At 39.3% G+C, this 19,527-nt stretch carries 19 protein-coding genes, 2 pseudogenes and 1 riboswitch; of the genes and pseudogenes, 6 read left to right on the forward strand and 15 right to left on the reverse strand.

Annotation, left to right across the window (positions count from 1 at the left end; translation table 11 throughout):
* Positions 1-307: 307 nt before the first annotated feature.
* The 5 genes and pseudogenes from ACZ43M_RS16160 to ACZ43M_RS16180 all read right to left on the reverse strand — a co-directional run bounded on the left by ACZ43M_RS16160 (position 308) and on the right by ACZ43M_RS16180 (position 5,329).
* Positions 308-2,155: pseudogene (locus ACZ43M_RS16160) on the reverse strand (S9 family peptidase).
* 762 nt (positions 2,156-2,917) lie between these two features.
* Entirely contained in the window at positions 2,918-4,201 is a 1,284-nt protein-coding gene (locus tag ACZ43M_RS16165) for an MFS transporter (RefSeq protein WP_464503570.1), read from the reverse strand.
* A gap of 117 nt (positions 4,202-4,318) precedes the next feature.
* Positions 4,319-4,414 (reverse strand): annotated as a pseudogene (locus tag ACZ43M_RS16170) (hypothetical protein); the annotation flags it as partial.
* Between the two features lie 90 nt (positions 4,415-4,504).
* Positions 4,505-4,867, reverse strand: coding sequence for a VOC family protein (locus tag ACZ43M_RS16175; RefSeq protein ID WP_464503571.1), 363 nt, complete (start codon positions 4,865-4,867; stop codon positions 4,505-4,507).
* A gap of 132 nt (positions 4,868-4,999) precedes the next feature.
* Positions 5,000-5,329, reverse strand: a complete 330-nt coding sequence (locus ACZ43M_RS16180) for a hypothetical protein (RefSeq protein ID WP_464503572.1) — start codon at positions 5,327-5,329, stop codon at positions 5,000-5,002.
* 54 nt (positions 5,330-5,383) lie between these two features.
* Between ACZ43M_RS16180 and ACZ43M_RS16185 the strand changes: the two genes are divergently transcribed.
* Positions 5,384-6,136 carry a YqcI/YcgG family protein gene (locus ACZ43M_RS16185; protein WP_464503573.1) on the forward strand — a complete coding sequence of 251 codons (753 nt, stop codon included), beginning with the start codon at positions 5,384-5,386 and terminating at the stop codon, positions 6,134-6,136.
* Between the two features lie 264 nt (positions 6,137-6,400).
* The gene (locus ACZ43M_RS16190; protein ID WP_464503574.1) at positions 6,401-7,294 is read left to right on the forward strand and encodes a collagenase; all 894 of its coding nucleotides are present in this window, start codon (positions 6,401-6,403) and stop codon (positions 7,292-7,294) included.
* A gap of 70 nt (positions 7,295-7,364) precedes the next feature.
* Here the strand turns inward: ACZ43M_RS16190 and ACZ43M_RS16195 are convergent, their stop codons facing one another.
* The 3 genes from ACZ43M_RS16195 to queF form a co-directional block, all read right to left on the reverse strand.
* Positions 7,365-7,772 (reverse strand): cytidine deaminase, encoded by a 408-nt coding sequence (locus ACZ43M_RS16195; protein ID WP_464503575.1) that lies wholly within the window; start codon positions 7,770-7,772, stop codon positions 7,365-7,367.
* Between the two features lie 247 nt (positions 7,773-8,019).
* Positions 8,020-8,661 carry a queuosine precursor transporter gene (locus ACZ43M_RS16200; protein ID WP_464503576.1) on the reverse strand — a complete coding sequence of 214 codons (642 nt, stop codon included), beginning with the start codon at positions 8,659-8,661 and terminating at the stop codon, positions 8,020-8,022.
* 112 nt (positions 8,662-8,773) lie between these two features.
* Positions 8,774-9,274, reverse strand: a complete 501-nt coding sequence (gene queF, locus ACZ43M_RS16205) for a preQ(1) synthase (RefSeq protein WP_464503577.1) — start codon at positions 9,272-9,274, stop codon at positions 8,774-8,776.
* 128 nt (positions 9,275-9,402) lie between these two features.
* Positions 9,403-9,449: riboswitch (PreQ1 riboswitch) on the reverse strand.
* Between the two features lie 187 nt (positions 9,450-9,636).
* Between queF and ACZ43M_RS16210 the strand changes: the two genes are divergently transcribed.
* Genes ACZ43M_RS16210 through ACZ43M_RS16220 form a run of 3 tightly spaced genes read left to right on the forward strand, consistent with a single transcriptional unit; the run spans position 9,637 to position 13,314 of the window.
* A complete protein-coding gene (locus tag ACZ43M_RS16210) occupies positions 9,637-10,722 on the forward strand; it encodes an endospore germination permease (RefSeq protein WP_464503578.1) in 1,086 nt (361 codons plus the stop codon).
* On the forward strand, positions 10,719-12,149 hold the full coding sequence (locus ACZ43M_RS16215) for a spore germination protein (RefSeq protein WP_464503579.1): 1,431 nt from the start codon (positions 10,719-10,721) through the stop codon (positions 12,147-12,149). The genes ACZ43M_RS16210 and ACZ43M_RS16215 overlap by 4 nt, the downstream gene beginning before the upstream one ends.
* 1 nt (position 12,150) lies before the next feature.
* Positions 12,151-13,314, forward strand: a complete 1,164-nt coding sequence (locus ACZ43M_RS16220; RefSeq protein ID WP_464503580.1) for a Ger(x)C family spore germination protein — start codon at positions 12,151-12,153, stop codon at positions 13,312-13,314.
* 107 nt (positions 13,315-13,421) lie between these two features.
* On the opposite strand, the gene ACZ43M_RS16225 is transcribed toward ACZ43M_RS16220, so the two are convergent.
* The 4 genes from ACZ43M_RS16225 to ACZ43M_RS16240 form a co-directional block, all read right to left on the reverse strand.
* Positions 13,422-14,114 (reverse strand): aspartate/glutamate racemase family protein, encoded by a 693-nt coding sequence (locus tag ACZ43M_RS16225; RefSeq protein WP_464503581.1) that lies wholly within the window; start codon positions 14,112-14,114, stop codon positions 13,422-13,424.
* 23 nt (positions 14,115-14,137) lie between these two features.
* A complete protein-coding gene (locus ACZ43M_RS16230; RefSeq protein WP_464503582.1) occupies positions 14,138-14,683 on the reverse strand; it encodes an N-acetyltransferase family protein in 546 nt (181 codons plus the stop codon).
* 12 nt (positions 14,684-14,695) lie between these two features.
* Positions 14,696-15,538 (reverse strand): P-loop NTPase family protein, encoded by an 843-nt coding sequence (locus tag ACZ43M_RS16235; RefSeq protein WP_464503583.1) that lies wholly within the window; start codon positions 15,536-15,538, stop codon positions 14,696-14,698.
* Between the two features lie 432 nt (positions 15,539-15,970).
* Positions 15,971-16,630: a TerC family protein gene (locus tag ACZ43M_RS16240; protein WP_464503584.1), complete on the reverse strand. Its 660-nt coding sequence runs from the start codon at positions 16,628-16,630 to the stop codon at positions 15,971-15,973.
* A gap of 241 nt (positions 16,631-16,871) precedes the next feature.
* Between ACZ43M_RS16240 and ACZ43M_RS16245 the strand changes: the two genes are divergently transcribed.
* The gene (locus tag ACZ43M_RS16245) at positions 16,872-17,321 is read left to right on the forward strand and encodes a hypothetical protein (protein WP_464503585.1); all 450 of its coding nucleotides are present in this window, start codon (positions 16,872-16,874) and stop codon (positions 17,319-17,321) included.
* 68 nt (positions 17,322-17,389) lie between these two features.
* Here ACZ43M_RS16245 and ACZ43M_RS16250 read toward each other — a convergent pair whose 3' ends face one another.
* From ACZ43M_RS16250 to ACZ43M_RS16260, 3 genes are all read right to left on the reverse strand, one after another.
* Positions 17,390-17,767, reverse strand: a complete 378-nt coding sequence (locus tag ACZ43M_RS16250) for a hotdog domain-containing protein (RefSeq protein WP_464503586.1) — start codon at positions 17,765-17,767, stop codon at positions 17,390-17,392.
* Between the two features lie 245 nt (positions 17,768-18,012).
* Entirely contained in the window at positions 18,013-18,882 is an 870-nt protein-coding gene (locus tag ACZ43M_RS16255; RefSeq protein ID WP_464503587.1) for a Cof-type HAD-IIB family hydrolase, read from the reverse strand.
* Between the two features lie 35 nt (positions 18,883-18,917).
* The gene (locus ACZ43M_RS16260) at positions 18,918-19,490 is read right to left on the reverse strand and encodes a TetR/AcrR family transcriptional regulator (RefSeq protein ID WP_464503588.1); all 573 of its coding nucleotides are present in this window, start codon (positions 19,488-19,490) and stop codon (positions 18,918-18,920) included.
* Between the last annotated feature and the right edge of the window lie 37 nt (positions 19,491-19,527).

Raw genomic sequence — 19,527 nt, forward strand, 5'->3', positions numbered from 1 at the left:
AGCGCTTGCAAAACAATCCTTTTAAAAGAAGTAGAAGCTCTCCAGAAAAAATCTTTTGGAAACGGTTTTAATTGTTTATGATGCATGCTGAAAACCCCCTAATTTATCTATCATCCCAAATTCATCATAGAATAAAAGCGCTGCCATATACACATAGGTTTTTTCCGTTGCATTACGGAAATCGTCCTTCAATCACAAAATAATTCAACAAAAAAACACTCACACATGATGAGTGAACAACAAGTGTGAGTGTTTGGATTTACATAATAAATGAATGACCAATTTTATAGTCCAATTCTAAAGAGAGTTATAAATGGAAGAAAGGATATTCTCGGCCCCTTTTGAAGCCGCTGTTTCTCTTTTCATCCACTCCCATATTTCGTTCGAGAAAGTTAACAATTGCCTTGTAAGCAATCTCCTTATTTTTAAGTTTTGAAATAGTATGGCCTTCATCTTCGAAAGTAATAAAGTCCACCTGATGTTGTCTATCCTTTAATTTATTCACGATTTGCTGTGATTCTTGAATGTGAACACGTGGATCCCTTTCACCATGGATGACTAATAGAGGGGAGGAAATGGCATTTGCATGATGTAATGGGTCAATTTTATCAAAAAAGTCTCCGTCTTTTTCAATCGTTCCATATTCTGCCTCCCTTAGCATCTTACGCCAAGGACTTGTTGTTTGCAGGAAGGTTCTAAGGCTGGACATTCACACGATATCAATGGCGGCAGACCATAGGTGTGGATAGTGGCTGATGGCTGCAAGGACGATAAATCCTCCATAGCTGCCGCCCATCAACCCAATTCTATTAGAATCGATGTTCCCATTCACCTTAAGCCATTCGACTAGAAAAACAATATCTTTTACGGCATCCATTCTTTTTCGGACGTCGTCCAATTTCGTGTACGTTTTTCCATAACCTGTACTCCCACGTATATTTGGTGTGCATACTGCATAACCTTTGCGGATTAGATATTGTACAACTGGGGTGTATACAGCACGAGACTGCATCTCCGGTCCACCGTGAATGATAATGACCACAGGGAATTTTTCTGATGTGGTTTTAGGCTTATAATAAAATGCTGGTATTTGAAGCTGGTCAAATGAGCGATAACTTATTAGTTCTGGTTCAACTAATGTATGTTCCAATATCGGTGAACGAGAAACATAGGTAAGTCTCTCCAACTGTATCGTATCTAAATCAAGCTCCCATATATCCGACGGGTGAGCCGGTCCATTAAAAACATAGGCCAATTTCTTACTATCTGGGGAAAATTTCAAATCTTTTATGATTCCAGGAGGTGTCTTCCACGTATAGAGGTGACTGCTATTTAAGTCTAAAAGTAGCCCCTTGGATATTCCACCCTCATTAATGGTAAAGGCTAGCAAGTTTTTATCCTTATTCATTTCGAGTTCTTCAAAATCCCACTTTCCCTGCTCCAGCCACATGAAATTTTTAGTTTTTAAATGGATAAGTGCAAGGTCAAAAAACTCTCTATCTTTGTTCGATAAAAGATAGATATGCTCTCCATCCTTGCTAAAATGGACATCTCTAAAACTAGCTTCTCCTTTATGCTCTGTTATCCAGTTTACCGTACCTGTTGTCAGCTCAAGAATACCCAAATCATTGTCCAGCGGAGAATTGGTTTTCTGGACCAATATGGATTGACCATCTGGAGACCATTCCACCGCTGTAAATAGACCATCACCGGTTAACACTGGATGAAACTCCAATGTTTCCAGATTTTGAATATAAAGATCAAAATAGGCTGGGTGCCTTCGATTACTTGACCAGGCAATCGATTTTCCATCGGGGGAGCTGCCTCCATAACGATGAACATGATTTTGTGACTTTGTCAGCTCGACCAGTGTTCCATCTTCCTTAAGTAAATACAATTGCTGATTTTCATTTCCACCCTCATCCATCCCGATAATCCGATCCGAAGTGCCGTTTACTTTGCCAATAAAAGTAATTCTGTCTTTTGTAAAAGAAACTTGAGCAGGCCATTCTTCCCCTCGACTAAGTTCCCAAACCTGTGGAATCCCAGTATAATCGGCGATAAAACTTAGACTTTGACCATTAGGGGCATAGACAGGATTCTTGGCAGAACGAACATGTAAATAAGGCTCAATACTCGCTTGTAACAATTGCATCCCCCTCCCTGTTCACATAGGGATTTCTCATCCAAACCATTATATTTGCAGAAGTTTTTTTGGTGCCTAGTCAGGGCTAAAAGCGATAGCTTTTAGGAGGAGGCACTTCGCTTTCCGGAGGCGTGCCTAGGAGCCTCCTGATAGTAGGCACCCTGCAACCCATGGAAATGAGATTCACTTTGTTATTTGAAACATAAGAAGACTTATCCTTAATTAAAGTAATAAGTGATATATAAATAAGCGAACATTTTCCGGTTAGACTAGAGAATATAGGTCTTTTCGGGGAATTTAAGAGGAGTTTTTCCGCTTAAGCTAAGAAAAATTGCTCATTTTCACGTTTTTCGAGTCAATAGCCGGAATTCTTCCGTCTATTTTGGCTATTTTCAGTGCTTTCTCCGAATTAAGAGAAATTTTTCCGCTTATTTATCAAACTTGCTTTAGCCTCTGATGGACCTGTACAACACAACTAAATAGTCCTTTGAAAAAAAGAGGGAATTCAAGATAGACTTAGAATAATAAAAAATGGACTGGCATTATTCCCTTTCTCGACAATCTGACAAGCCGATTTCCTTAGGAATATCGGCTTTTTTCTTTTCATAATGAAATTTGTATTGGCTCTTTTACAAGTACCCATTTTTTGCAGGAGGCCTGGCACTTGTTTTTTAAGAAATAGATGATTGAATGGAATTTCTATTTTGAGAGTGGTTGTTGTATTGGTATCAATTGATAGCAACATTTAAATTAAATGTTATGCATTACTCTTTATTTCTTACCTCCACGAGACCAAATCGCCACTGGAATTAAGAATAAGGACAAAATCCCTCCAACCAATGATAAAGTTGGATAACTTGTACCTGCCACGATTATTCCCGACATGGCTCCGCCTGCAGCTCCTGACAATGCAATTAATACATCCACTGTCCCTTGAGTTTTAGCCCTCGTGGAAGTACCAGTTGAATCAACAATAAGTGTAGTTCCACATATCAAACCAAAATTCCATCCTAATCCAAGTAAAGACAGAGCAATGACAAGGAGAATCATAGAATCTCCTGGTGCAAATGCAGCGATTAAACCTGCCAGTAGTAACGTGATTCCAGCAGCAATAGCCATCGCAGTCCGCCCCAACTTATCAACAAGGACACCTGTCACCAGGGAAGGAAGATACATCGCACCGATATGAAATCCAATAACAAGACCGACTGCACGCAAGTCAAGTCCATGATGCATCATATGAACTGGCGTCATGGTCATAATCGCGACCATGACCATTTGCGTAAGGACCATAATTGTTGCACCAACGATTATGCCTCTTTTATTGTCTGTGATCTCAGTGGCTGCCAAATATCCTTTTTCGCTACTTTCCTGTTTAGTGGCTTCTATCGCTCTTGCTATAACGAACGGATCGGGGCGAAGCAAGATGAACAGGACAAGACCTGCAGAAATATAGGCTGCTGCTCCTAAAATGAAAGGACCGGCAAGTGATGGAACACCAATAGAAGTAGCGAATTTCCCCGTCACATTTACTAAATTTGGTCCTGCAACGGCACCAAATGTCGTAAAAACCATTGTAATACTAATAGCCGTTGCTCTCTGTTTACTATTTGCTAAGTCCGTACCTGCATAACGTGCTTGTAAATTTGTTGCTGATCCTGCACCATAAACAAGCAGGGAAACAAATAATAGTAAAATACTATTTATAATTGCTGCCATTATGACTCCTATTGCTCCTAGTCCACCGAGCATAAAACCAGTTGCCAGACCTGTACGACGTCCAAATGCCTGTGAAAGTCTTCCTACAAATAAAGCGGCTCCTGCTGACCCAAAAGTAAGTAAGGCTGAAGGAATTCCAGCATATGCATCAGTACCAAGCATTTGCTGGGCAAGAAGTGCGCCGACTGTCACTCCTGCCGCTAACCCTGCACCGCCCAAGATTTGTGAAACACTTACAACGAATAATGTTCGCTTGTATAAGGATTTTTGTTTTTCTGCGCTTTGTAACCAAACTGATTGACCATCTAATGCTTTTGCACTTTCTTTTTCCAACATATTATGCCCTACCTTTCTAGAAAAATATTTCTAGTTTTTAATAACGTCCAGCTTGATTGATTCATCATAACACGCACAAAAAAACCACACAATATTACAATTGTATGGCAAACAATATTAGGAAAGATCGTCAAGCAAACGTTTAAGGATGATTAACCCTTCCTCAAGTTCTTCGGGTGTTTTTGGTGCACAGACAGAAACCCTTACTGCCTGAAACCAGGGTACGTATGCTGGTCTACACCAATGCGTTCCTCAGGCTTACAAAGCCCTGCTCCTATTTTATCGTTCGAATATGAATTATCATTATATATCTTTGTTTTTTTGTTGAATCAACCCAAAACCAAGTCCAACCGGATCGACTAAGTAAGCAAGATAAAAGTCATCGAATTCCATTTTATCGCGGACAATCATTGCTCCGTTATTTTTAGCATTTGCAATGGCATCATCAATCGAATCTACTTGAATTTGAATCCGGGTACCGTGTGGATAATCATTGGGGCCCTTTCCAATCCCACCATCAATACCAGACTCTTCACTGCTTCCGGTTGTAAGGGCCCAATAATCCCACTTTGGTTCGGCAATTTCCCACCCGAAAACTTTAGCATAAAATTCAGACGCCTTTTTAGGTTCTTGGCTGTTTAATTCAAATCCGATTACTCTCGCCATTCTATCTCCTTCTTCCCAAAGTATTTTGTATTTGATGTCTAAAAATAAGTTAACATAATAAAATTATGGATACCTTTTAATAAAGTTGAGGTTATCTAATGAACCTAAAGGTGCTTCTGTTTATTTGCTCATTCAAAATTTACTTGGATCTTTCACTTTAATGGAGGATACCTCCCCACACTCCTTACAAAAGGTAAATATCAAAGAAGACCCCGTACTGAAAAATGCCTTGTCCAGGGGCATTAACTTTGCATGACTATTACTGACTATTCCGCTCGTAAATGTAGTACTGCCACAAACACGGCAAGTCATACCCTTTTCAAGATTCATGCCAATCACCTCATTTTTGCTAAATTCTGAATCTATTAGTCCAAGTACAATCATATCATGGATCACATTTTTGAAATACCATCCCATCCCGTATTTTCCTCCCTGCTCTAACCCAAGTTTCTCGTTGGACATTTACCCTCTCTTGTACCGATGAATATACTGGAGTATCCATGGAGGTGATTAGATATGAAAGATCTTTTTAAAGATGATCCCTTGGATAGGGAACATCTGAAAGATTGGGAACTAAATGCCCTAGAGAAATTCTCAATGAAAATGAGCGATAAAGAAAAGCCCTTTCCCTGCATCCCGGCTACCATCGGGTTCGCAAAGAACCAGCTGCGGTATAGCTTTATTGGCGATCCCAGAGAACCTTCCACTTTACATGAATTGGCGGAATCCTTAAGCAGTTATACAAAGGTTTCACGGGAAATCGGCCCATACACATCGCTGATTGTCTTTTATCAAACCCCCGAAAAAATGAAATCTGACTATAGAGTGGAAGAGTACGAACAACTATTTTGGGAGCACCTTAGCGGATTAAGCGCCCTCGATGCCTTTGAATGGCCAAACTATATTCCAACAGACCCCCATAACCCGGTTTGGGAGTTCTGTTACAATGGTGAAAAATACTTTATGTATTGCGCAACACCTTCTCATCAGAATCGCAAGAGCAGGCATTTTGACGTGATGATGCTTGCCATTACGCCAAGATGGGTTCTTCAGGCATTTAACAAGTCAGCAAATTTTGCTCAGAGAATAAAAAAACAAGTAAGAAAACGGCTAGCCAACTACGATTCTGCACCCATTCATCCTGATTTAAACAGTTATGGGTCAGAGGATAATTTTGAGTGGCGGCAATACTTCCTGCGGGATGATGATACGTCGCTGACCAAGTGCCCGTATCACAGTGTCCGGAAATTTTTAAAGCTGGATAAATAAAAAACGCAGGGGTTATCCTGCGTTACATACCATTTGTTTCTAATTTATTTAGTATTTCTGCATTCGCTCCAAGTCGTCATCTACAAATCCCTCCGAATCCTAACTTTTACCTCCTTTTAGCTTGTCGTATTTTTTCCTTTTTACTTAAGAAGTAAAACAATTCTTGATGCAATAAATAATTTTTCGAAAGGAAATACCATTTTATGCTAATATAGTTATAGTGAAGGAGTTTTTAGAAAATTAGAACTAAAGGTAGTTGGAGAAATGAAGAAACTGTTTAAATCATTTTTTGTTGTTTTATTTATTATTTTCTTATTACTAGCAATAGGAATAAGTGTATTTATAAATAAGACACTTGAAAAAGCAACAAATGCGGATATTCCTTTTTTTTCATCTATCAAAATGGCACTAACCCAAAATTTTGAAGGAAAGACTGAGAAAAATTTAAAGGAAAACAGATTGAAAGAAAAATATAAAAATATTACCATTTATTATCCAGATGAGTTTTCAGAACTTATGCCGATTACAAAAGAAACAATCGATTGGGCCATAGCTAAAAATGCAGAGGTGTTTGGAACAAGTAAACTAAAAACAGTTGATTTGATCGTATTTAAAGATAAGGAAGAAATGGAGCAGATTTCTGACCTTGAGGATGTTTCAGGATTTTATTCGGATTTTGATAAATTAGTTGGGATTACCTATTTTGATAATGAGTATAAAGAGTTAATCTTAGAAAAAAAAGAAACACCTCTTTATTTCTTCCAAAAATCTATCCTACACGAGTATACTCACTATATTTTCCAACGATTGATTGACAATTCGAAAGGCGGTTCTGCTGCTTATCCATTATGGTTTCAAGAAGGAATCGCTGAATACATAGGTAACGATAAAACGATTGTAGAATTCTCCCATTTCAAAGCTGTACCGTTGGGTCAATTGAAGGGTGGAGACCAATGGCAAGCTGCAAGATTGCAGGAAGACACAAATGTATATAAACAAAGTTATTTTGCTATTAAGTATTTGATTGAACATTATGGGGAAGGAATCCTTAGAGAAATAATTAAGTCAACAAATAAAACAGGCGACTTCGAAGGAAGTTTTATAAAAGCAACAGGAATACAAACTCTCGATTTGGAAAAGTACTCCTTAAACCGTTAAGTTTATGAAAATAAAAGATGGTCAACCCGTTAAATGGGCTGACCATTATTTATGTATACTGAATTCGCTATTACATATCCAAATTAGTAAAAGCATAAGGTAATAACTGCCTTAGCGTTAGTTCTAGGATTTCTCTTTTCTCGTTTGTTAAATAAACCGGCATTTCAGGCGAACAAAATTCTGCCATAACCTGTCTGCATATACCGCAGGGGGGCAAATAATCTGCCGTATTTCCTGCGATAGCAATCGCCTGGAAATCCCCTTTTTTGTAGCCATTCGTCACTGCCGTGAAAATGGCTGTTCGCTCCGCGCAATTTGTTGCTCCAAAGGTAACATTCTCTACGTTTACTCCATTAATGACAGTGCCATCTTTTAATAATAGTGCTGCTCCAACCGGGAAATGGGAGTAAGGAATATAGGCGTTGTCCTTCACCCTGATTGCGCTTTCAACTAATTGCTTTTTATCCATAGGATTCATCCCTTTCAAAGAAGAATGAACTGTAATAGTTCCCTTACCGCAACGATCAATTGGGCAGGAATTCTATTACTATATTTATTTGAAATTTTACAATAACAATGAAATGTTTGTTCATTTTGGTGTTTTTCTGTTGATAGGGCTAGTTTATTCATATATCTCATGCTTTATTTCTATTTCAGCAAGTAATTTTCAAAAAAAAGACCAACGGATTTCTTATCCATCGGCCATTTTAAAATAAAGCTAATAGTTATCTCGTTACTGTATTTTTAGAAACATTGGAGTCAGAGTCCATCCTTCTTGCGAGATTAACAAGGAAATAAACGATTGGAGTCGTTAAAATCGCTGCTAAAAATTTGAAAATGTACTGGGTAATGATTAAGGACCCCAAAATAGCGATTGGCATCGTTCCATAAAAAGCAATCGTGATAAAGATCGTGGTATCGATTAATTGACTCAGCATGGTGGACGCGTTATTACGAAGCCAAAGCTTTTTCTCCCCATGCTTGCTCTTCAATTTATTAAACACAAACACATCGAGATTTTGGCTGACTGTGTAGGAAATGAGACTTGCCAGAATGACCCGGAAGCTTCCATTTAAGATGGTTTCAAATGAAGCTTGGTCTTTAAACACTGGTGCCGACGGCAAATGCACGGTAATCGCAATAAAGATAAGAGCGAAAATTTGTGTTACTAACCCCGCCTGCACGGTTCTTTTCCCCTCTTTTTTTCCATAAACCTCCACGATCACGTTGATGAGGGGGTAGGTAAAAATATATACAATGACTGCTGCTGGCAGCATAATGTTGTCACCAATGCTAAATAACTTAACGGCCACGATATTGGCCAAAATTAATAATCCTACAAAAATACCATTTAAATAAAAAATCATTTCTTTACTCCTACCTTTGCTAATCAGAATTTCATATCTCAGCTTCGCGCGCATAAATTCAACTACACCTCTGTCTTCGTCCTAACGGACTCGCCAATCGGTGAGTTTCCATTTACCTGTTGTCAATTTTTTCAGGATACAGATCATGATTCATCAAGCGGAAATTGGCCATTTCTTCATACTTGGTTCCCGGTTTTCCGTAATTGCACCACGGATCAATGGATATTCCGCCACGTGGTGTAAATTTGCCCCAAACCTCAATATACCTAGGATCTAGCAGCTTGATTAAATCATTCATGATGATATTGACGCAGTCTTCATGAAAGTCCCCGTGATTCCGGAAGCTGAATAAATATAATTTCAGTGATTTGCTTTCGACGATTTTCTTGTCAGGAATATAGGAGATATACATCGTTGCAAAATCTGGCTGCCCGGTCAGTGGGCATAGGCTAGTAAACTCCGGACAATTAAACTTCACGAAGTAATCGCGGTCCGGATGAAGATTATCGACGGACTCCAATACTTCCGGTGCATATTCAAAAACATACTTTGTTCCTTGATTCCCGAGTAGGGTTAAATCCTTTAAACCTTCTTCATGACTTCTTCCAGACATAAAAAAACCTCCTGTTAAATGGTGGGTTCCACACTTTCACAAGAGAGTTTCACGCTTCCGTTCTATTACAAACTAACAAGGATAAAAACATAAAAAGCCACATCCTTATGGACATGGCCTATTGTCATGAATCCATAGTTTTTTATAGAGGGTATCAGCTATGAACCTCTCCCGTTCAAGACGGGTATTCTTTTCTCTAATAACATTACTATAATGAAGACCTTCCCATTCGTCAAATTAAAAAATTATTCTGAACATCGGAAATGTTGCTTAATAAAAGTTTATCTCGTTTCCATTCCATGCATAATTTGGAAACACAAACTAAACCTAACCATGATAGGAAATTATTTGGTGGTGTTTTCATGCTTTTTTCTCGAACTCAATTCTTTTTTGTTCTCATCCTATTTATTGGTATCTCTAATCATGTGCTCATCATTCCTCATTTGCTGGCAAATGGAAAGCGGGATGCATGGATATGCGCATTAGTTGCCTATGTGATTTTACTCATTTGGGGGTTGGTCCTTTATTTGATCATGAAGAATAACCAACAGCGACTGTGTCTTTTTGACTGGATCAAAGCACGAACAAGTGGTGGCATTTCTTATGGTTTCATCAGCATCCTTGCGGTTTATGTATTCACTATAAGTGCCATTTCGTTTTATGACTTGATTCAATCTGTTCATATTTATTTCCTGCCGCAAACGCCAGCCTTTGTAGTGATGCTGCCTTTTCTGTTGATAAGTGCTTGGTCGGCCTATAGCGGCCTAAAATCGATAGTCTATGTTTCAGCGGTTTTATTACCTTTTGTTTGGCTGCTTGGGATTTTCGTCGCTTTATTTACCCTACCGGCAAAGGATTATTCCTACCTATTCCCTGTCTTTAGTAATGGCTTTCACCCCATTGTCAAAGGGACGATTGTCATTCTTGGGGGAAGCGCTGATTTGCTTGTGCTGTTGCTTCTGCAGCACCATTTAAAACAATCGTTTACATTGGCCAACCTTTTCCTTCTCATTACGATTCTGGTTGGTTTGATTCTTGGACCCACGATGGGTTCTTTGTCCTCCTTTGGTCCAGTAGTTGCGGCCGATATGCGGTTCCCGGCCTTTGAACAATGGCGTCTTATCAAGTTGGGATCCTATATTTCCCATGTTGACTTTTTGGCCGTGTTTCAATTATTAAGCGGCGAGATTATCCGCATTTCATTGGGCTTCTACCTACTTGCCAACATGCTGAAAGCTGAAACACCTGCTTCTAAAAAAAAGTACGTGTTTGTTCTTATTTCAATTTTGTTAGGAATATTGATCTTCGTTCCGCTAAGTGACATATGGGTGCAAACAATGGTCGGTAAATTCTTTTATCCGGTTGCTCTCTTATTTGCCGTGTTGATTTCGTTGGCCTTATTAATTATTAGTTATCTGCCAATGAAGAAAGGAACCCAAAACATATGAACTTGAAACGATTCGATCATGCTTTAGAAAAAGGAGCATTGTCCTGCGAGGAGTTGAAAAGTTTTTTTCATCATTATGCGGATATTACATTTATCCCCATTGAAGAAGATGAGAAACTTCAAGCTTTTTATTGCAAAGGAATGCTTGACTCCACACAGTTAAATGAATATTTTAACCGGATTCTTCTAAGCATCGGCAGTGTAGAGCCACGAAAGGATTTTGACGTGCTGCCCCCTGTCCAGCACATAATAAGCATGAAGGAAATGATCAACTTTGTGTTTTCAGGTTACCTGATTGTGTTTCGGGAAGGGACTCCGTTTTTTCATGTGTTTGATATTAGCAATGTGCCCCAACGGAAACCGCAGGAATCGACGACAGAGGTTTCCATTAAAGGACCGAAGGATAGTTTTACTGAAGAAATGAATGTCAACATTTCGTTGATTCGCAAAAGAATGAAGTCGGAACAGCTTTATTGCGAGTCCTTTACCGTTGGTTCACTAAGTAAAACAGACGTTTCCCTGCTTTATTTAGATGATAAAGCCAATAAAGACATCATTGCGGAAGTCAGAAAGCGGCTTGCTGACCTTCAAGGTGAAAGTATTGTCAGCAGTGGTCAATTGGAACAATGGCTTTCGGATCGGTCCTTTTCTTTGTTTCCTTTATTCGATTATGTCACGCGTCCCGATTATGTCATCGAGAGCATGCTGCGCGGAAGGTTTATTTTAATCGTAAATGGCTCCCCCTCCGTACTAATTGGACCAATCAATTTTTTTGAGCTTCTTAAATCGCCTGAGGATGTCCATTTTCCTTACTATCTAGTTCTGTTTGGGCGGGTTATTCGGATTATCGGTTTTATTGTCGCCGTTTTCCTGCCGGGTTTTTGGGTGTCGCTGGCTTCTGTCAATATTGATCAATTGCCGTTCGCCCTGTTGGCCACTGTCGTTGTTTCGCGTGAAGGCTTGCCCTTACCCATCGGCCTTGAAGCGATTTTTATTCTTGCTTTGTTTGAATTGTTAAGAGAAGCGGGAGTTCGAATGCCAACTGTTCTTGGCCAAACGGTTTCGATTGTCGGAGGTATCATTATCGGGGACGCCGCCATTCGAGCGGGACTCGCCTCCCCTACAATGATTGTCATCATTGCGTTATCAGCGGTCGCAAGCTACACGCTAGTGAATCAATCATTAGTTGGAGTTGTAAGCATCCTCCGGCTTTTCACCTTACTACTATCGATTTTTTTAGGAATCTATGGACTATTTATTGGCTTTCTAAGCATTCTAATTTATTTATCTACATTGGAGTCATTTAAAATAGCCTATCTCGAACCCATTGCTTCGTTATCATTCAAAGAATTTTTAGCAGCATTGTTAGTAAACCCGTTTGATCGAAAAAAATTTGGCATTTCATTTTTGCAGAAGCGGAGAAAGTAGTATGAAGCGAAGTTTACTGATGGCTTTTTCTATCATTCTTGTTCTATTTCTTGTCACTGGCTGTGGCCATGACATCGGGGAAATTGAAAATCAAAACTTTGCCACCGCGGTCGGAGTTGACTTTCGCGATGGGAAATACCATGTGTATATTCAAATGCTGGGATTGACCTCTGTTGCTAAGAGGGAAGGCGGTACCCCAGTGCCGCCTACAGTTTATGTTTCCGAGACAAGCGGGGCAACGTTTATCGATGCCTTCTTTAAAGCCTATTATACAGCACAAGAACGGTTTCTGTGGGCACATGTCACATCCATTGTTCTGAGTGAAGCTGCCCTGAAAAAAGGAATGGGCAGTATCTTTGATGGCTTAACACGCTATTATGAATTTCGGCCGTCTCCTTGGATTTTTGGAACAAAGGACTCCATGGTTGATATTCTCTCTACAGGTGGATTTTTTAATCAAAATTCGTTGAATACGATTCTGCATAGTCCGGAAAGTACGTATGAACAAAGCTCCACGATTCATCCGGTCAAGTTAAATCAATTTGCACGGGAGTTTTTTGAACCAGGACTGACCACCTACATTCCCTCGCTTACTATCAATGACAAGCAATGGAAGAAAAACAAAAAAAATGAGGCGAAAATAACCATTAATGGAGCATTTTTTATTGAAAACCATAAGTACAAAGGGTATTTTCCGTATGAGAAATTAAAGGGTCTGCGCTGGTTGGTTCCGGAAACCGTGCGAGCTTCCCTACTACTGCCAAACAAAAAAGATCCCGAATTTATAGCGGTGCTTGAGGACCAAGTCGTAAGAATTCACCCAGAAAAACAAAACGGCCGCTTTCGCTTTATCATCACTTACTCTGCCAATGGGATTGTCAGTAATCGCATGAAAAACAACATCATCAATGTCGATGATATGGAGGACTTCGTAAAAAAAGGAGTCATGACCGAGATACGGCAACTATACCAACTAGGCTTAAAACATAAGATTGATTTTCTAAACCTAGAGCACCAGCTATACAGAAAACACAATGCTGAATGGAAAAAACTAAAAAATCAGGAAACCTTACTCCGCGAAGACAGCATAAAATCAATTCAAGCACACATCACCATGGAGCACTCAGGATCCTTTAAAAATCGAAAAATCACCATTAAGGACTAATTTATGAGGGACCATGGGGGACCATGGGGGACCATGGGGACGGTTCTCCTGGCGACTTAATGGAACTTTGGCCCGAAATCTTAAAGACTTCGGGCCCATTCTAAATCTTATTTTTCCAAAGCTTGGTTAACAGATTCAACAGCATGAATGACAGTGGTATCAAATAATGGAACTTCACAATCTTCTGTTTTCACTAGTAGTCCAATCTCTGTACAGCCTAATATAATCCCTTGTGCTCCCCTCGCTGCCAAATTTTCAATGACCTTTTTATAAAATTCTTTTGAAGTTTGATTAATTGTGCCAAGGCACAGCTCCTCATAAATCACCCTGTTTATTTGTTCGATTTCCTCTATATCTGGTAGTAATACCTGTATTCCTGTTGCCTCAATTCTCGATGTGTAAATGTCTTCTAGCATTGTATATTTCGTGCCCAGTAACCCCACTCTACTTAGTTTTGAATGTTGAATTTGTTTCACGGTTGCATCTGCGATATGAAGAATCGGAATTGTTACTTTTTCACGTATATCATCCATGACCTTGTGCATGGTGTTGGTGCAAATGACGATCATATCTGCCCCTGCTTGTTCCAATGACAATGATGCTTCTGCAAGGGCCTGCCCCGCGCGGTCCCACTCCCCCATAGCCTGAAGACGCTCGATTTCGTCAAAATCAAAGCTATATAATATACACTTTGCCGAATGTAATCCGCCCAATTGCCGTTTAACTTCCTCATTGATGATTCGGTAATATTCTATCGAAGACTCCCAGCTCATTCCGCCTATTAAACCAATTGTTTTCACATCGATCCCCCCCATAAAGCTTTTTATCCCTTAAATCTGCCCATCATATATGTACTATAGTAGTTTCCGTCCGAAAGAATTCGATCATTTTTAATCGTCCCTTCGAATTCAAAACCGAGTTTTTTATACAGTTCTATACCGGTTTTGTTCGTTTCTAGAACATTTAGGACCATTTTTGTGATACCGTTATCGTCAGCCCAAGTAATGCTTTGTTTCATAAGGTTTTTTCCGATGCCATATCCCCAAAAGTCTTTTTGTACCCCTACACCAAATTCAACCTTATGAGCAAAACGTTTTAAATCAGAACCTTCACATCTGGAGTAGCCAACTAATCTTCCCTCCACGTCTGCCACTAAAAATAGGTTTTTGGGATGATTTGTATCTCTTTCGATAATTCGTCGGAATCCAGCTTGATCGATAAACGCTTCCCCCTTTTCTCTGTCCATATTTTCGGTTTCACCATCAATTTGCAATCTTAATTCCGACAAACACTTGGCATCATTTATCACTGCAGAACGAATACTGTAGGTTATATCTTTCGCCTTGAACTCTTGACGCTTGATTATCAAAGTATACACTCCCTATAACTTCAACTTTTCTATTATTCTTTGTTTATGCCCATTAAAATCAAAGGCCGAGTTATCCACTTTGAATTTTTCCATGTTAAGGGCGTCAAATATTTTAGACTCCAATACGCTCCTTGCTTCAAGCACAGCTAATATGCCTTCTTGCCCTTCAGCACCGTGCTCCTTTCCGTAACCTTGATTATTATAATAATCAATAAAACCAGTTGACCACTCTTTTGGTCTTTCTTGAACCGCTTTTTCAAACGACTTCTGCAAATCATCCTGTTTTATATAGATCAGAATCGGGTTTAATGGTTGTATAATCTCTGCCAATCGACTAATATAGCCCATCACCAACTCATCAGATGCCCCATATTTAATCATCCCGATTGTAACGGGATTTTGAATAAAGCAGCATTCAAATATGTATGTAACCTCGCCATTTATTGCTTGCTCACTAAACCTTTTCCATTTCGCCGTGATTAATTCAATATGTTTTTCCATAGGGAGCTCATAAATATCATGTTTCCACATTTGCTTCTGAAGTGCCTCTGGCAATTTTACTTCACCTAGGTCCTGTCTTAGCTTAAACCGCGGAATAATAAAGCCAGCGTTCTTTGCTTCTGCGTGCTTAATCAATAGGTTTCGATAATTTGCATATTCTTCTATTAAACTGGCAAATTCCTCTGCAGAAAAATAGGAAACAGTATCATAATCAGCAGGATGGTCCAGATTCCCCTCCAAAAACAATTGCGTGCTGATGTGGTTTTCCTGAAGAATATCCCTTGTTAATTCAGCTGTCGTTGATTTTCCAGACCCAGGTAGCCCCTCTATTATAATTAATTTCTTATTTTCCATCACCGTTTCCCCTTTAATTGGAACCACGGGGACGGTTCTACTGGTCCCAAGCCCCAGTAGAACCGTCCCACTGGCGCCCATCCCTAATAACCCCATAATCTACCATTCTTTTCGATTTGTCTATAAAATTTATAAAAAGTCTGGTCCAAAGGGGTAACAATGGATACTATTGTTATCTTGATACTGCATTATTTTTCTTGCTAGATACATAAGGAAATAGTTGATTATGTAGAAATGATGGATTTTACTAAATTGGTCGTGATTGAGTAGCTTTGTTTCTAGGAGAAGAGGCTGCTATATCTGAGAGGCATGGCTAAAAGACTAAGTAATCTCCAACTCTGAAAATGGTGGAGTACATAGTATAGCATGGTTGAAGCCTTGAGGTTATGAACAGGAACCATCCCGCTTGTGTCAGACAACATTTTCCTGACACTAAGCGGTTTTTATTCTGGAAGATAAATAGCCAAAACCGATGACAATCAAGGTTATAGCAGCAGGAACCAATAAGTGAAAATCGACAGGAAGAAAAGGCTTAAATTTAGGCTCTCCGACCATCATTTCACCTGCTATCCACGCTAAAATACCAGCACCTGCGTACGTGATAATAGGGTAATTTTCCATTGTTTTCAGAATGATCTGGCTTCCAAAAATCACTATGGGAATACTAACTACCACGCCAATGATAATCCCAGCCATATTTCCGTCGACTGCTCCTGCAATTGCTAGTACATTATCGAGGGACATGACCGCATCAGCCGTAATAATTGTTTTCACAGCGGAGTATAAACTTGAACCGCCTTCTCTATGATGTTCCTCGCCGTCACCCAATAAAAGTTTTATGGCGATATACACGAGAAGAAGGCCCCCAGCAAAGGTGACGAAAGGCAACTCTAGTAAATTAACAATGGTCACTGCAAAAAGTAATCGTAAAAGTATGGCTCCAAGTGTTCCCCAAAAGATCGCTTTCTTTTGTTGTTTCCTTGGCACATTTCGTGCTGCCATGGCAATGACCACTGCATTATCACCACTTAACACAAAATTGATAAAAATAACCTCCAAAAGAACCGCAACGGATAACCCAAGTATCTCCAACCTTCTCACCTCTGGACAAATTTAACTAAGCCATTATATTAATTCGAGATTGGGTTAGGAACTGTTCCTATAAATTTATTGGAAAAGGTTATTTAATCCTTCTGATTTTGAAAGTGCTCCTCAACAGTCATAAAACCTAACCAGGATTCCTAGGTAAAAGCACATTTTGGTTGGAACAAGTTTATGGGTGAATGTCTAAGGAATACGATAATTTGAAAAATAAAATAAGGGAGTGCATTTTATGTATCCTAGTTATAGTCATCTTTACTATAGCCTTCCGTATAGTCAAGATGCTTATCTACCGGCAATTCCATACGAAACAGATTACTATTATGTTGATCCTAGACAATTTAGCTCATTTCAGCCTCCTACTGCCCCGCCACCAGGTCATCAAGGTCCTCCGGGGCAGCCACCAGGTCATCATGATCCAGAAGCCGGACCACCCACATCGCCACCGCCATCTGTTGTTCCGCAGCAAACGCAGCAGGCAGGGACATTTGCAGTAGACCCAGGCAGTATGGTTCGTTGTTTACACAGGTACACCTATGTATGGTTAAGAGGTCGTGAACAATTTTGGTTCTATCCAACTTTTATCGGTCGACACTCTGTTTCAGGCTATCGCTGGACTGGACGGAGATGGGTTAACTTCGGAATTAGCCTCAGACAAATTCAATCGTTTACTTGTGTTTAATTAAAAAAGGAACCACAGGGACGGTTCTACTGGCCCCGACACCAGGAGAACCGTCCCCATGGTCCCATCTACAGGATTACCCCTGAAAAGTCCCCTTTTAATACTTCTTTTTGATGCTGGTTTTTACATAGGAAGGTTGCCTTAATGGCTGTTCGATTCTTTTGTTGTTTTTCGTACCTTTCAATTGTTACTTCACAAATGATGGTATCTCCTGTAAACACAGGTCTTAAGAACTCAAAGTTCATATTACGTGCGAGTACATTATGATCTCCGCCTACTTTTGTTGGCAGTGTGGCCGTCAATAATCCTTGTACGACAAGTCTCCCCTGTTCATCTGGAGTGTTATGATGAATCCCTTCATCGCTTGAAATCTCTGTAAATAATTCAACATCACTTTTTGTAAAAGTCCGTTCAAACGAAATGAGATCTCCTACTTTTAATGGCATGTAAATCTCCCCCCTCAACGTTTTATACCCAACAATTTGAATATTACAAAAATATAAGATGCTATTCAACTATCCCACTTACGCATCTGTGCTGGAAAAGAAAAAACTAATAAAAAAGATGCGTTAATCCTTCTAGACCAAAGCACCCAATTATTTTATTAATACTTATTTTTTTTACTATTATCTTACTTAAAACCTACAATAAGGTTGGGTATCATTCTCCGTTTTTCGATTAAATCGTTGAGTTACTTAACATATGAATCTTTTAATATATACTTTTCAATCGCGTATGCGACTCCATTTTCATCATTGGTTAAGGTAACAATATCGGCATGCTTTTTCACTTCTTCTTCGGCATTTGCCATTACAATAGACAAACCAGCTACATTAAACATAGGGATGTCATTTTTTTCATCCCCAATCGCCACCGTATCTTCTAATGGAATATTAAAAAAACGAGCCATTGATTTAAGTCCATTTCCCTTATTTCCATTCACATGTGTGACTTCAATATTAAAGGGAGAAGAGGATGTGACATACGTATCTTCTATACTTTCCAATACTGTTTGTACACGCTGCCTCTGTTCAGGATCCAGTCCTAAAATAAGAAATTTGATTACAGACGAGTTTTCATTGACAATCTCTTCAGGTCCATTAAATAATGGCTGTCCGTAAACATGAGGAGGGGTCGTGAACATTTTAAAATCCTTATGCTCGAAGTGTTTCTTGGGTACACGTCCTGATGCTACCACATGATCAAATCGTTGAAGCCATTCTTTATGTGCAAACGAACGTTTTTCAGTACTGATTTTATAAGGCATGGATTCTTTTTCCAGCTCAACTACAATTCGCTGGCTTTGTGACAGATTCAAAGCTGTTATCTCCACCACTTTCCCATTTGCGAATAATTCTGTTCCGTTATTGCCGCCTACAGGAAGGTCCAGACCATATTTGGTTAGCTCCATATTAACGGATTGCGCCGGTCGACCTGATAATGCCATCACAATATGTCCTTGTTGTTGTGCACTTTTAATCGCTCGTATTGTTTCTTCCGTCATTTCTTTTCTTGAATTTAAAGCCGTACCATCCAAATCAAGTGCAATAAGTTTCATCATTGTGTCTCTCCCTTAAATGAAGTTTTATTTAGCCCTTACTCATGAACCTTGAGTAATTGTAAAACTATTTCACCAGCTATATGTAACGGTTGTGTGCTTTTTTTGGTAAGGGAAAGAGTATAGGCGCCTTCAATTATCGATTGAATCGCTGTACTCAAGCGTGCAGCTTCCTCTTTTTCATATCCCGAGTCTACTAGACTTTGAACATAAACCCCTTCCCACTCTTGATAAACCTCTTCACAAAATTGTCTTAGTGTTTCATTTGTTGACCAAACCTCACTCGACATAGCGACTAATGAAATGGTTGTATTTTCATCTGATTGCTCCAAATGTTTTGCAATCTTTTTAATGTAATCGCTGATTCCTAATGCTGTACTTTTGTGTAAAGATAACGTTTCTTTTATTAAATTTTTTATTCTTTCCCCGGTCTCTTTAATGGCTTCTTTAGCTAATTGTTCCTTCCCACCCGGAAAATAGTAATACACAGAACCCCTTGGAGAATGACTAACTTCTGTAATTTGATTCAAACTTGTCGCATTATAGCCTTGCTTATTGAAGAGCATAGAAGCAGCCCTTAATATTTTATCTCTAGTGTTGGCCTCATTCATATATGTTTCACCCTTCATATTTATGTTGACCGTTCGG

It is taken from the genome of Neobacillus sp. B24, from assembly GCF_055381825.1.